General features: G+C 71.4%; 11 protein-coding genes and 2 pseudogenes. 4 read left to right on the top strand and 9 right to left on the bottom strand.

Annotation, left to right across the window (positions count from 1 at the left end; all coding sequences use genetic code 11):
* Positions 1–275: pseudogene (locus RH94_RS44140) on the top strand (ISL3 family transposase); the annotation flags it as partial.
* A gap of 217 nt (positions 276–492) precedes the next feature.
* On the opposite strand, the gene RH94_RS21375 reads toward RH94_RS44140, so the two are convergent.
* On the bottom strand, positions 493–1,212 hold the full coding sequence (locus RH94_RS21375; RefSeq protein WP_073949114.1) for a hypothetical protein: 720 nt from the start codon (positions 1,210–1,212) through the stop codon (positions 493–495).
* A 19-nt stretch (positions 1,213–1,231) separates the two neighbouring features.
* Positions 1,232–2,109: pseudogene (locus RH94_RS21380) on the bottom strand (anion permease).
* 1,267 nt (positions 2,110–3,376) lie between these two features.
* Here RH94_RS21380 and RH94_RS21385 point away from each other — a divergent pair.
* Complete coding sequence (locus RH94_RS21385) at positions 3,377–4,351, top strand: alpha/beta hydrolase (RefSeq protein WP_073949115.1); 975 nt, start codon at positions 3,377–3,379, stop codon at positions 4,349–4,351.
* A gap of 608 nt (positions 4,352–4,959) precedes the next feature.
* Here the strand turns inward: RH94_RS21385 and RH94_RS21390 are convergent.
* The gene (locus tag RH94_RS21390) at positions 4,960–5,382 is read right to left on the bottom strand and encodes a type 1 glutamine amidotransferase family protein (RefSeq protein ID WP_199881022.1); all 423 of its coding nucleotides are present in this window, start codon (positions 5,380–5,382) and stop codon (positions 4,960–4,962) included.
* Positions 5,383–5,467: 85 nt separating this feature from the next.
* On the opposite strand from RH94_RS21390, the gene RH94_RS41500 reads away from it, so the two are divergent.
* Positions 5,468–5,644 (top strand): hypothetical protein, encoded by a 177-nt coding sequence (locus RH94_RS41500; protein ID WP_199881023.1) that lies wholly within the window; start codon positions 5,468–5,470, stop codon positions 5,642–5,644.
* A gap of 118 nt (positions 5,645–5,762) precedes the next feature.
* Here the strand turns inward: RH94_RS41500 and RH94_RS21395 are convergent, their stop codons facing one another.
* The 6 genes from RH94_RS21395 to RH94_RS21420 all read right to left on the bottom strand — a co-directional run bounded on the left by RH94_RS21395 (position 5,763) and on the right by RH94_RS21420 (position 11,664).
* Entirely contained in the window at positions 5,763–6,947 is a 1,185-nt protein-coding gene (locus RH94_RS21395; protein ID WP_073949116.1) for a cytochrome P450, read from the bottom strand.
* A gap of 42 nt (positions 6,948–6,989) precedes the next feature.
* Positions 6,990–8,345 (bottom strand): NAD(P)/FAD-dependent oxidoreductase, encoded by a 1,356-nt coding sequence (locus RH94_RS21400; RefSeq protein WP_073949117.1) that lies wholly within the window; start codon positions 8,343–8,345, stop codon positions 6,990–6,992.
* Complete coding sequence (locus tag RH94_RS21405; RefSeq protein ID WP_073949118.1) at positions 8,335–8,544, bottom strand: ferredoxin; 210 nt, start codon at positions 8,542–8,544, stop codon at positions 8,335–8,337. Before RH94_RS21405 ends, RH94_RS21400 begins: the two co-directional genes overlap by 11 nt.
* A 237-nt stretch (positions 8,545–8,781) precedes the next feature.
* Complete coding sequence (locus RH94_RS21410; protein ID WP_073949119.1) at positions 8,782–9,732, bottom strand: lactate/malate family dehydrogenase; 951 nt, start codon at positions 9,730–9,732, stop codon at positions 8,782–8,784.
* Positions 9,729–10,565 (bottom strand): family 1 encapsulin nanocompartment shell protein, encoded by an 837-nt coding sequence (locus RH94_RS21415; protein WP_073949120.1) that lies wholly within the window; start codon positions 10,563–10,565, stop codon positions 9,729–9,731. Before RH94_RS21415 ends, RH94_RS21410 begins: the two co-directional genes overlap by 4 nt.
* Before the next feature lie 19 nt (positions 10,566–10,584).
* Positions 10,585–11,664, bottom strand: a complete 1,080-nt coding sequence (locus RH94_RS21420; RefSeq protein ID WP_073949121.1) for a Dyp-type peroxidase — start codon at positions 11,662–11,664, stop codon at positions 10,585–10,587.
* Positions 11,665–12,683: 1,019 nt separating this feature from the next.
* Here RH94_RS21420 and RH94_RS21425 point away from each other — a divergent pair.
* Positions 12,684–13,370, top strand: coding sequence for an SDR family oxidoreductase (locus RH94_RS21425; protein WP_073947122.1), 687 nt, complete (start codon positions 12,684–12,686; stop codon positions 13,368–13,370).
* Positions 13,371–13,383 lie beyond the last annotated feature (13 nt).

Here is a 13,383-nt window from a genome sequence, read left to right on the forward strand (position 1 = left end):
GGCGGCCCACGATCCTTCACGTCACGATCCGACGCTACCGCTGCATCGGCTGTGGGCACGTGTGGCGGCAAGACACCACCAAGGCGGCTGAGCCGCGGGCGAAGCTCTCGCGCCGCGGGCTGCGGTGGGCGCTTGAAGCCATCGTCTGCCAGCACCTCACTGTCGCCCGTGTCGCCGAAGGGCTCGGGGTCGCCTGGAACACCGCCAACGACGCTGTCCTGGCCGAGGGAAAGCGCGTCCTCATCGACGACACCGGCCGGTTCGACGACGGCACCGCCGATCTCACCCGACCCGTTCTGGTGGTCTCCGCCACGGACGTGGAGGCGCCGCTCGCTGCGTCGCTCGCGCACCCACCGCCCGGCAAGCCGGTTCTTGAACCGACGACCAGATCGACCTCGCGGCCCATGCCCATGGAGGGCATGGGCCGCGAGGACCTGGACGACCCGGAGTTCCGCGACGCCCGCACCGAGGTCCTGAAGGAGGTCGCCGAGGTCAAGTGCGAGGACCGAGAACCGCTGCAGGTGCCGGAGTCGGAGGGTGAGCCGGGCAGGTGGTGCCGGACCTGACGGCCGCGCTGGACGCGTCCGTGACTCGGGCTGCGCCGGGTGCGTCGGTCCTGGACCTCTCGGGCTTCCGGCACGCCCCGCTCCTGCCTGCCGGGCGGCGTTCCGGCACCTGCCTGTCGTCCGGTGCCGTCTGCGTGGTGCACAGGGTCAGCAGCCGTAGCAGCGCCCGGTCGGCTTCGGCGGGAGGCAGGGCCGACAACACCCGTACCGCGGTTTCCGCGGCGCGGCGTGCCGGGCCGTGCAGGCGCAGCCACGCCGGCACCCTCCCCTCCCGTCGGCAGGCTTTGAGCCGTGCGCGGGCCGTGTCGCGCCGACGGCGCGCGTGCCGCTCGGCCCGGCTGCCGGGCGCCGCGGCGGCACCGACCGCATCCCAGCAGTGGAAGACGACCCGGTCGCGCACCCCCGCATCCGGCGCGCCGCGGACCAGCAGGGGGGCGAGGTGGATCAGCCGGCTGCGGCCGGCATCGCTCACGGTGTCGTTGACCATCCGGGCAAGGGCCGCCAGGAGGGCATCGGTGCACGCCGGGCGGTCGGTGAAGCCGGTACCGGCCAGGAGCGAGACGTACTCCATGAGGCACATCCCGTCCGCCGGGCTCAGGTGCGTGTACCGCTGGAGCACGACGGGGTGTGCACCGAAGTCGTTCATCGCACGCACCTCTTCACGATCAGGTTCCCAGAACCAGGTGGATGAGCGCGTAGGTGGCGGCCGCGGCCAGTCCGGCACCGGGCATGGTCAGCAGCCAGGCGGTGGCGATGTTGCGGGCCATGCCCCAGCGCACCGCGGACAGCCGCCGGGTGGCGCCGGCGCCGAGGATCGCGGAGGTGATGGTGTGCGTGGTCGAGCGTGTACGTTCCCGCGGCCATGGAGGCGGCGACCGCCCCGATGACCCACCACGGCACGTCGAACGTGGTCTGCCGCCCGGCGGTGACCAGCGCGAGAACGATCACGCCCATCGTCTTCTGCGCGTCCTGCAGGCCGTGCCCCAGGCCCATTCCGGCCGCAGAGACGGACTGCGCCATACGGAAACCGTGCGTCGCCCTCGCCGGCCGGGCGCGGCGGAAGATCCACAGGATCACCGTGTGCACCAGGTAGCCGAGCACGGCCCCGAGCAGGGGGGGAGAAGACCATCGGCAGGACGACCTTGTCCACCACCCCGCTCCAGTGCACGCCGCTGGCCGCGGCGAGTGCGGCGCCGACCAGCCCGCCGATCAGGGCGTGGGAGGAGGAGGTGGGCAGCCCCAGCCGCCAGGTGATCAGGTTCCAGCAGATGGCGCCGATCAGGGCGGCGAACACCACGCTCAGACCGTGGGAGCTGGTCGGCGTGGCGATGATGCCCGCGCCGACCGTCTTGGCCCCCCCCGTGCCCAGCGCCGCACCGGCGAAGTTCATGCACGCCGCGAGCGCCAGCGCGGCAGCCGGGGTCAGCGCGCGGGTGGAGATCGACGTCGCGATCGCGTTCGCGGCATCGTGGAAGCCGTTGGTGAAGTCGAACGCCAAGGCGATGACCACCACGGCCGCCAGGGCAGCCAGATTCGCGTTCATCGAGCCTGACTCCGTCCACTGAAAGCCACTGAAAGCCACGCTACCCCCGCATAATGGACACTCGTTCATGGGTGGGGAAAGCGGTACAGCCCGGGCCCAGGACCCGCAACGTGTATCCGTCGAGCCCCGCAAGGGCCGGCGCATGGGCGATGGCCGTCCCACCCGCCGCTCGCGCTCAGACCTACGACACCGACGTGAGCCGGCTCCCGATGAGGGGAAGCCGACATCATGTGCACCCCGCGGGCTCCGGATCACCTGCTGTGTCAGCCGGTCCCCACCCGGCACCCCCCCATGCCTCCGCCACAGCGACCGACAGCCTTGCAGGACACGGTCCCAGGAGTCGCTCGACGAGAAGACTTCAACGCGTCGGGAGGGCCGTCCGGTTTCCGCTCGACCCGACAGGCCGGGCAGGGCCCCGCCCGGGGGAAGTTCCCGGCGTACTCCGACGAGCATCGGCCCGATCGGAGGGGCCGGCGGAACACCGCCACATCCATGCCGCCCCCGCTCGGCTCACGCGACGGGCGACCCTGATCGGGCAGCAGCACCTCGACAGCCGTTCGGGAGTCACCCGGGCGCTGACTCCGCATCGGGTTCCTGGTCCGGCTGCCGAAGGGCACCGCGACGGGTGACCAGCACAGGCAGAAGGCGAGTTCGCCGTCGGCCCGGTTGCGGTGGATGAGCAGGTGGCGGTGACCGCCGAGCCGGCCCGGACCCAGGTTCGGTCGTAGGAGCGCGGGCCCCTCGCGCCCGGCCGGCGCTTTGCCGGTGCCGGGTCGCGTCGGGCAGGCGGTCTGCGAGGACGTCCGCGCGGACCGGAGTGCGGCGACCATTGATTCGTGCCCGTGTGGCGCAGGCAACGGCAAGGACGTAGCCGATGCCGCACGTCTCCAGGGCAGCCCTCGGTCCGGAGCCCTGGCCGCTACGAGCAGTAGGTCTGCTGGGCTTGATCGCCACGATCAGTTGTGCCGGCCCGGTCTGCTCTCGCCTCAGCGGGTGGCCGGTGGTTCGCGCGCCAACGCCGACGCCGCGCAGTCGAGCACGAATCCGAAGGCCGAGGTCCTGGCGTCGGCCGGACGCTCCGAAGTCGATGGGCGCACGATGTGCGATTACGATGAGCTTATGAGCCCATGAGGCTTGAATGAGGGCCCTGAACCTTGACCAAGGGCTCACGCCCAGGGCCCGAGCGTTCAGTGGCGCCGACGCTTGCCGGCCGGGCGCCCTACGCCGTCTCAGCATGCGCTTCTCAGCATCGCCAAGGAGCATGGTCATGGCTGCTCAGTCCGCCTCAGTCGTCCTGGAGCGCCCGGCGCAGGAGCTCGCCGACGCGACCTCGAAGCATCCCTTCCTGTACGAGATGGGGCCTGTCGAAGCACGCAGGGTCCTCGACGACCTTCAGGCCGCGCCGGTCGACAAGCCGCCGGTCGACGAGGAGTGGATCACCGTACCGGCCGTTGTGGGCGAGGTGCGGGTGCGCATCGTCAAGCCGCAGGGCGTCACCGGCACGCTGCCCGTCGTGCTGTACATGCACGGCGGCGGCTGGGTGCTGGGCAACGCCGGCACCCACGACCGGCTGGTGCGGGAGCTGGCGGTCGGTGCCCGTACCGCCGTGGCATTCGTGGAGTACACGCCCTCGCCGGAGGCGCACTACCCCGTGGCCATCGAACAGGGCTACGCGACCGCGCAGTGGATCATGCGTGAGGGAGCGTCCAAGGGGCTGGACGCCCGGCGCATGGCGGTGGCCGGCGAGTCGGTCGGCGGGAACATGACCGCCGCGCTCGCCCTGATGGCCAAGGAGCGCGGTGACGTCAGGTTCGTTCACCAGTCGATGTACTACCCGGTCACGGACGCGGCGATGGACACCGACTCCTACGACCGGTTCGCCACCGGCTACTACCTCAGCCGAAGGTTGATGGAGTGGTTCTGGGACGCCTACACCACCGACCCGAAACAGCGCGCGGAGATCACCGCATCCCCCAACCGGGCCGCCCCCGAGCAGCTCGCCGGCCTGCCACCCGCCCTGCTGCTCGTGGACGAGGCCGACGTGCTGCGCGACGAGGGCGAGGCGTACGCCGCCAAGCTCCGCGCCGCCGGCGTCCCGGTCACCACGGTGCGCTACGACGGCACGGTGCACGACTTCATGATGATCAACTCGCTCAGCCAGTCCAAGGCCACCCGAGCGGCCATCGACCAAGCCGTCGCATTCCTGCGCGACGCCCTCGGAACGGATCCCGGAACGGCTTAGGAGAGTGGGCCGGTGACCGGTGACGGCCCTCGGGCAGCCGGAGCCGGCGCTTCTGGCGGATCCTGCGCCTCTTTCCCACGTGTGCGGACCATGGCCTCTGAAGGAGAGCAACTGCTTCGGAGGCCTGCCGCGTAGGCGTGCCGGGGGCGTATGGCTGGTGTACGGTCCCAATACGGCGTAGACGCATGGGCTTTGCAGCCGACGGACAGGCCGGTGGCCGGCACGCGCCCGAGGAGTGCCCATGCCTCAGCAGACGAACATCGCCGCACGGACTGCTTTCGGAGAGGCCGTCGTCACCGGCGGCCTCGACACCCTCGACGAGGTCGCCGCACCCGACTCGATCGACCATGACCCCGCCCCAGGGCAGGTGCCGGGGCCCGAGCGGCGAACTCGGCGTGCTGCGTCAACTCGGCCTCGCCGAGGCGTGACCCCGCGAGCGGGCGTTCCCGGCGACACCGAGAACGACCGGACCGCAGGCGGTCGGCCCCTTTCGCGCACCCGCTCGACGAACCGACGAAGTCTTTCGATCTTCTGCTCGAGGTGCCTTGGCCCCGCGCCAGTTCCGCGGGCACACGAACACCTCAAGGCCTTCTCCGGGCGTCTGCCGTCTACGTCAATGCCTCCTTCGGCAGGCGCTCCGCAAGGACCCTTGCCGAAGCGGGGTTCTGTCCCGTGTACAGGTTGCGGTCCACCACCGTGTACGGTTCCCAGATCTCGCCGCGGGTGAAGTCGTCATCTTCCAAGTGGGCGTCCGACAGCCGGATCGGCCGCCGCATCTCCTCCGCGGAGCGGATGATGCGCCCGAGGTCGAGGGCGTTCTCGGCACTGCCTGCCCTCTCGGGGCGCAGGCTCATCATGTCCACGTTCGGGACCACGCCCTTGGGGCCGGCCACCACGATCTGGTGGCCGGCCTCCGTGAGCGCCTTGTACGGGGCCGCGAACTCCTCGGCCCAGTAACCGGTCGCATGTCGGGTGCCGTCCTTGAGCGCCCAGTACGTGGCTCCGGTCATCACGAACAGCAACTTCGTCATCAGGGAGCACCTTCCCCTCTCCGCCCGACGCGACCGGGAGTTACTCGTATCCATCGCCGACCTGTGCCGGTGTTCGAACAGGCGCATGCGGACGGCTGCCCGCAACGGCCGCCACACGACCAGGCCCGGGTGCTGCAGGAGATCATCGGGCGCTCCCCTGGGCGTCGCCGGCACCATGGCCGAGATGCTCCTGCACATGCCCGGCCTCTCCGTGGACGAGGCCCGCGACCTCGCCCGACGGCTCCTTCCCGCCGCGGCCTGAAGCGGACCCCACCGTCCCGCCGTACACACCGGCCTGTCGGCGCCGACCGCGCACGGGTTCTTGCGGTCTGGTGGACCGTCACTCCTGCCGGCCGTCCCGGTGGTGCCGCCGGGCGGCCTCACAGTTGGACGGGCAGGTGGCGGGGGCCGCGGAGCATGGCGTTCTGCCGGTAGGGGGGCGGGTCCTGGACCAGGCGTGCCGTGCCGAGGTGGGGGATCAGCGCGCCGAGCGCGGCCTGGGCTTCGATGCGGGCCAGTGGTGCGCCGTAGCACAGGTGGATGCCGCTGCCGAAGCCGAGGTGCTGGTTGTCCGGGCGGGTGGGGTCGAACCGGTCGGGGTCGGGGAACCGCAGGGGGTCGCGGTTGCCCGAGGCCAGCACCAGGACGACGGATGCGCCTTGGGGGATCTTGGTGCCGGCGACGTCGATGTCGGCGTGCGGAATGCGCTCACGCATGTGGACCGGGGGTTCGTAGCGCAGTAGTTCCTCCACCGCTCGCGGCAGCAGCCCGGGTTCGCGGCGCAGGTGGTCCAGGTGCTCCGGGTGGCGCAGGAGGGTGAGCACCCCGTTGGTGATCAGGTTGACCGTGGTCTCGTGTCCCGCGATGAGCAACAGCACGGCGGTTTCCGCGAGTTCCTCCTGGGTGAGCCGCAGGGCCGGATCCGGCTCGTTGACGAAGGCGGAGAGCATGTCGTCGCCCGGGCGGCCACGGCGCTGCTCGGCGAGGTTCACCAGGTACCCGCCCATCTCGCCCCGCGCCTGGTCGCCCGCCTCGTCCGTCTCGGTGGTGTCCTCCTCGGGCCTGACGTCGGCGGCCGCGACCAGAGCGTCGGACCAGGCCCGGAACAGCGGCTCGTCCTCGCGCGGCACGCCGAGCAGGCGGCAGATCACCGTGACGGGCAGCGGATAGGCGAAGTCGTCGACGACGTCGATCTGCCGGCCCGCCTCGAAGGGCCCCGTCAGTTCCTTGGTGATCCGGTCGATCTCACCGCGCATGGCGTCGACCCGGCCCGGGCTGTGCGGCGGGCCGAACGGCCGCATGGCCAGGGTGCGCAGCCTGTGGTGCTCCGGGTCGTCGAGCCGCAGGAAGGGCGGCTTGCGGGTCACCTCGCCGCGGGTGCGGGGGTCGGCACTCATCCGCGGGTCGTGGAGCAGAGCGGCGATCTCGTGGTAGGTGCCGACCAGGTGGCTGCCGTCCGCCTGCCGCACCACGGGGCCGGCCTCGCGGAGTTCCGCGTACAGCGGGTAGGGGTGGGGGCGGTTGGCGTAGTCGGTGATCCGTGCCAGCAGGGTCTCGGAGTCCATGACGGCTCCTCGTCGTCGGGCGGGACGTGCGTCGGCCCGTGGCTACACCACGGTCAGCCGGCGGTCGGGGAGGTATCCGGTGAGCGCCACGGTGGGGCCGTGGGAGAGCCCCTTCGGATCCGGCACGTCGGACGGGATCGGGATGTCGGCCGCGATCGCACGGTCCTGCGCGCCGGGCGGGGGCGGGAACGGAGCAGCCGTCTCGATCAGGTGCCGGTAGTAGTCGAGCGACTTGGCCATGTCGACGGTGACCGCGGCGGTGACCCGGCCCTGGTAGCCGTAGGCCATCGCCAGACGGCGTGCTTCCAGGGAGCCCTGGGCGATGACCACGTGGTCGGAGAAGGTGGGCACGCCCACGGACTTGATGTTGAGCCCGAACTGGGTCGACCAGAACGTCGGGATGGCCAGGTGCGGGCGTCGCAGGGGCCCCGGACTGACCATGTTGTGGGCCGCCACCTCTGCCTGCTCGACCGCGTTTCCCCAGTGCTCCAGGGAGAGCATCTGGTAGCCGAACAGCGGGTGGGGGAAGCGGGAGACGTCGCCGGCCACGAAGATGTCGTCGGTGACGATTCCGTACATGTTGAAGGCGCGGCATCCGGCGTCGCAGGCGATTCCGCGCGGGCCCGCCGCCAGTCCGGAGTCCGCCAGCCATTCGACGTTGCGGATCGCCCCCAGTGCCGCGACGCACACGTCGGCGTCGACGCGGCTGCCGTCGGACAGCTCCGCGCCGGTGAAACTGCCGTTCCCGCGCAGGGCGGTGACCGTCACCCCGGTGCGCAGGTCCACGCCGTGGTTGCGCTGCATGACGGCCGCGAGCTTCGACAGGGTGCCGCCGAGGGCGCCCACCAGGGGTGCGGGTCCGCGTTCGGTGACCGTGACGTCCAGCCCCAGTTCCCGGCAGGCCGAGGCGATCTCCGAGCCGGTGAAGCCGCCGCCGATCACCAGCACCCGTCGCGGCCCGGCGGCCATCCGCTCGGCCAGCCCCGCGGCGTCCTCGCGCGTGCGCAGGGTGAACACCCCGTCCAGGGCGGCCTCCTCCGGGTTGGGCCAGGGCCGCGCGCGTGTCCCGGTGGCGATCAGCAGCCGGTCGTACGGCAGCGACTCGCCGTCGTCCAGCGTCACTCGTTTCGCGAGAGGGTCCAGGCCGGTTGCGCGCACCCCCAGTCGCCACTCGGCCTCCGGGTCCCGGCGCATCGGGAGCTCGGTGGTGTCCGCCGTCGCCCGGCCGAGCAGCACCTGCTTGGACAGCGGCGGCCGGTCGTAGGGCGGGTGGGGCTCGTCCCCGACCACGGTCAGTGAGCCGGTGAAGCCCTTCTCACGCAGCGCCTCCGCGGCCCGCAGCCCGGCCAGTGACGCGCCGACGATGACAATACGGCCGTCCGTGAGGTCACCGGGCACCGCCGCTCACCTTCTCCCCGAGGAGGATGGCCTGGACCGGGCACGCCGCCGCGGCCTGGCGCACGCGCTCCACCTGATCGTCGGGCACGGCCGTGGCGTACAGCAGTCCCTCCTCCCCGTGCAGCTCGAACATCTTCGGTGCGAGGAACACGCACTGCGCATAGCCCTGGCAGCGCGTGAGGTCCACAACGGTTCGCATCCCCACCACTCCCTCAGTCGCCTCACCCCCCCCGTTCCAGCATGAGCCGGGAATCGGAGGCTCGCACGGCGACTGCTCGGGAGACGCCGCCGGGTCGGCCGCCGGCCCGGGGCACGGTCGAGGTCGAACGCGGCGCCGATGAGGGCGAGGCGGGTGAACGCCTGCGGAGAATCGCCCGGTTGCCCTCCGGCGTGGCTGATCTCCTCGGCGGCGGACGGGTGACGATTGAGCCGCGGCTCAGGTCGTCGCTACGGCAACGGCCCGTTCGGCGGCGTCGCGCAGGACCTGGACGCTCTCGTGCAGCGCCCGGTGCTCCTCGGGCGTCATGGTGGGTACGTGCATCTGCTGGACTCCGCCCGCACCGAGAACGCTCGACAAGGACAGTGTGACCCCGTGGGAGGAGGAGTGGGCGGCGACGGGCAGCACCGCGCGTTCGTCACGCAGCACCGCCTCGACCAGGCGAGCGGAGACGGCGCCGATGCCGTACTGGCTCGCGCCGGTGCCTTCGATGATGGTGATGTTGGCGTAGCGGATGTCGTTCTCGACCTCCTCGCGCAACTCCTCGAGCGACTGGCCGTCCTGGCCCAGCAGGTCGGTGACGGGGATGCCGCCGACCTGCGCCGAGGACCACAGCAACACCTCGGAGGTTCCGTGTTCGCCCACCACCAGGGCCTGCACGTCACGCGGCCGGACCCGGAGGCGGTCGGCTAGCTGCACGCGGAACCGCAGGCTGTCGATCAGGGTTCCGGTCGAGAACACCCGGTCGTGCCCGGCGAGATGGCGCGTGAGGTCGGCCAGCGGGTCCGGTGGGTCGGTGACCACCATGAGGACTGCCTGCGGTGCGACCTCGACCACCTGGGGAACGATGTCGGCGAAGACCTTCGCGTTGGTCTCCAACAGCCGCAGGCGTCCCCGGTGGTCGGACCGGTCGGTGGCGCCGCCGGCCTTCTCGTTCACCCCCGCGGTGATGACGACGACCGCGGCGCCGGACAGGTCGTGGTAGCCGCCGGAGCACACGTCGACCGTGGGGGACAGCGGCGCGGCGTAGCGCAGGTCGGCGGCGACGCCGTCGGCGCGGGCGGTGTTGCGGTCGATCAGCACGATCTCCCGGCAGGTTCCGCCGCGTTCGACCAGGGACAGGGCCGTGGCCGATCCGACCGCGCCCACCCCCACGACGCCCACCCTCATGTCCGTACCTCCGACGGTTCGGCCGGCCCGGGCGTCTCGGCCTCCACGGGCACGACGGCCTCGCCGGTGTATACGAGGAAGGTCAGCGTCTCCTGGAAGTACAACCGGATGCTGCGCTCGTCGTGCGACAGGTAGCCGATGGACACGTCCTGGCCGATGCGCAGCTCGAAGTCCCCGCCCCGTTTCGACAGCAGGAAGGCGCCGTCGATGGCGGGTGCCCAGACGATGTCGCCGTTCAGGACCCGGGCGATGTGCTTGATGACCGGGTGGCCGTAGTCGGAGGTTTCGCTGACAGCGGTGTACGCCGCGGCGCTCAGCGCCAGGGCGTACGGGCCGCCCACACCGGCGAGTCGCAGCGCGGTCAGGGCCTTGCTGACGACGTCCGGGTAATCGCGCACCCCGGCCGGCAGTGTCAGAACGGAGTGGGACGAACTCTCCCGCAGACCGCGGATGTCCGCGGCCGCGTACCCCTCGAACACCGCGCGGTCCTCGGCGAAGGCGATCCGCCGGGCGGCGTCCTTGACCGGCTGCCAGTCCGCGTCCTCGGCGCCTCGTGCGACGTCGTCGGCCTGCTGCCGATCGACGCTGAACGGCACCCGCAGCTCTACCAGCGGCTGGAACCGGCGTACGCGGGCCTCGACCCCTTCAGCCGGCGCCTCCACGTCCCGCAGGTGTCCGGTTCCCACACCCGCCGACTCCAGACCCCCCGGCTCGGGCACGTCGACCATCCGGCGAGCCGCGACGTGCCGCCTGAACGTCCGTCGTGCCTCGTCCTCCAGGTCGGCCCACGCGGCGGCGGAGAGGGGTGCCAGTTCCCGATGCAGATTGTCCATCGCCGGTGCTCGCCTCCTGTCACGTCCTCAGATCGCCGATCCCCAGGGAGCCGTCCGCAGCCGGCAGACGGGCCGCCACGGGCACGGCCCCGGTCCCGTCCGCGCTGTCGGTCTCGCCGGCGCCGTCGGTCTCCTCGCTCTCACCCGCGGTCGGCGGACCGGGGAGGTCGTCGAGAAAGTCACTGGTGGGCACGTAGAACAGCGACCCGGTGACCGGCGTGGAGAAGTCCAGGATCCGGTCGTGGGAGGCCGGCGGGGCCCCCAGGAACATGCGCTCCAGCATCCGCTCCGTCACGGCCGGAGTGCGGGCGTAGCCGATGAAGTACGTACCGAATTCGCCCTGGCCCGCGGTGCCGAAGGGCATGTTGTCGCGCAGGATCTGATGCTCCGTCCCGTCCGGGTCCTCGATCGTGGTCAGCGCCACGTGGGAGTCGGCCGGTTTGACGGCGTCGTCCAGTTCGACGTCGGACAGCTTCCGACGCCCGATCACCATCTCCTGCGCCTCCACCGGAAGAGCGTTCCAGGCCCGCAGGTCGTGCAGGTACTTCTGCACGATCACGTAGCTGCCTCCGCGGAACCGGGGGTCCTCGTCACCGATCAGCACCGCCGCGTCCGCCGCCGGGCCCGTCGGGTTCTCCGTGCCGTCCACGAACCCCAGCAGGTCACGCACGTCGAAGTACTTGAACCCGTGCACCTCGTCACGGACGGTGACGACGGCGCGAAGCCGCTCCATGATCTCGACCGCCAGGGCGAAGCACAGGTCCGGCCGAGCCGCGCGAACGTGGAACAGCAGGTCACCCGGTGTCGAGATCGCCCGGTGCCGCGCTCCGGCCAGTTCACGGAACCGGTGCAGATCCGCCGGGCGGGGGCCGGCGAACAGCCGATCCCACGCCGGGGAGCCGATGCTCGCGACCACGCTCAGCTTCCCGTCCGGCGTAGCCCGGAAGCCGACCGCCCGCTGCAGCCCATTGAGGTCCGACAGCAGTTCCCGTACGACCGGCTCACCGCCCGGGTCGATGGTCACGACCAGGAAGATCGCCGCGTTCGTCAGTGGGGACAGCACCGGCTGGGGCACCGGGTCCTGGGAGTGTGCGCGCATGGCACGCGCCCCTTCCTGACGGTCACCGGCGGGCCAGGAGACCCTGATCGCGAGCGGAGACACAAGCACGTGACGGGCGGCGGAGCCGCCTCCGGCCGGACGATGGCCCTGATCGGCATCCGGGCGCCGACCCCTCGAGTGCCCACGGGAACGCCTCCTCGCTCACCGTATGACGCAACCCGAGCACTCGCCACCGCGGCACGACGGCCGGCCGGCCACGATGCGCTCAACACCGGGAGCGGGCCCGTCCAGTTGCCGCTCCGATGACCCGTTCGGCGTGCCGTGCGCTCGTGGAAGGCCGGAGACACGTGAACCGGCAGGGCGAGCACCGGCTACGGCGAGGCCCGGGCGGATGCAGCTGAGGCCCGTGGCCCCGGATGCTCACAACCCTGTCGTGTCACTGACCGTGTGCGGCGCAGCAACGAATCGCAAGGCTCACAAGGACCCCCGGGCCGAAGCCCCGGGACCCGAGTCCAGGAAGGCCCTCGTCCTGGCCGCCCTCGACGTGCTGGCTCCGCTCGACTGCCCGGTGCCGCTGATCCGGCGGGACTTCCGGCCTGAACTCCCCGGCTGCCCAAGTGCCTTGGATGTCACCGCCGTGACCCGCATCACCCGGGCCGCCACCGTGGTTCACGGGCGACTCCGGCGGATCGAGGCCCTACGACCGCCTCGGCGTGGCCCTGCACCGATCCTTCGCCGAGGGTCGGGCCGCCCGGGTGGCTGCCTCGGGCTCGGGCCCTGTTCACATGCAAAGCCTCGGTATCCGGTGCAGGCTGGCAGTGGAGGGAACGTGCTCCACGGGTGCGCTGACGTGTGCGACTGCCTGTCCGCCCGGCATCGCCCGGAACACGGCTGAGAGATCCGGACCCGGCCTCCGGGCAATGGGTTCCCCGCTGCGCATGTCGCGCAGGGGCACCGGCGTGCCCGATGCGGTGCGAGCCGAGCCGATCTGATCGCGGGAGCACCGCTTGCCCCCGGTGCCTGCCGGGCACGGCAGGCACCGGCAGGAAGGAAGCGTGATGGAGATCGAAGGATCGGTCGCCCTGGTGACGGGGGCCAATCGCGGCATCGGCCGCGCGTTCGCCCGCGCGCTGGTCGAGCACGGCGCGAGCAAGGTCTACGCCGCCGTCCGCGATCCGGCGAGCGTGAGCGATGAGGACCTCATCCCGCTGCGTCTGGACGTCACCAGGCCCGAGGAGGTAGCCGCGGCAGCCGCCGCCGCGGGTGACGTCACCATTGTGATCAACAACGCCGGCGTCGGAGGTTTCGGCACCAAGCTCCTGACGGGCTCCTTCGACGGCGCACGCCAGGCGATGGAGATCAACTGCTTCGGCACCTGGGCCGTCTCCCGTGCCTTTGCCCCCGTCCTGGCCCGCAACGGCGGCGGCGCACTGGTGAACATGCTGTCGGCCGCCTCCTGGACCTCGCGGCCGGACTACCCCGGATATGCGGCTTCCAAGGCAGCCCAGTGGTCGTTGACGGGCGCGTTGCGGCAAGGCCTGCGTGAACAGGGAACGCTCGTGGTCGGCGTCCACGCCGGTTTCGTGGAGACGGATCTCAGCTCCTTCACGGACGCGCCGAAGATCAGCGCGGCCGACGTCGCGGAGCAGACCATGGAAGCCCTGGCGAACGACCGGGTGGAGGTCCTCACCGACGAGCGGACCAGGCAGGTCAAGCACGCCCTGTCGCAACCGCCCGAACGGTGAGCAGACGCCGGCC

Source organism: Streptomyces kebangsaanensis (genome assembly GCF_001906585.1).
Taxonomy (GTDB): domain Bacteria; phylum Actinomycetota; class Actinomycetes; order Streptomycetales; family Streptomycetaceae; genus Streptomyces; species Streptomyces kebangsaanensis.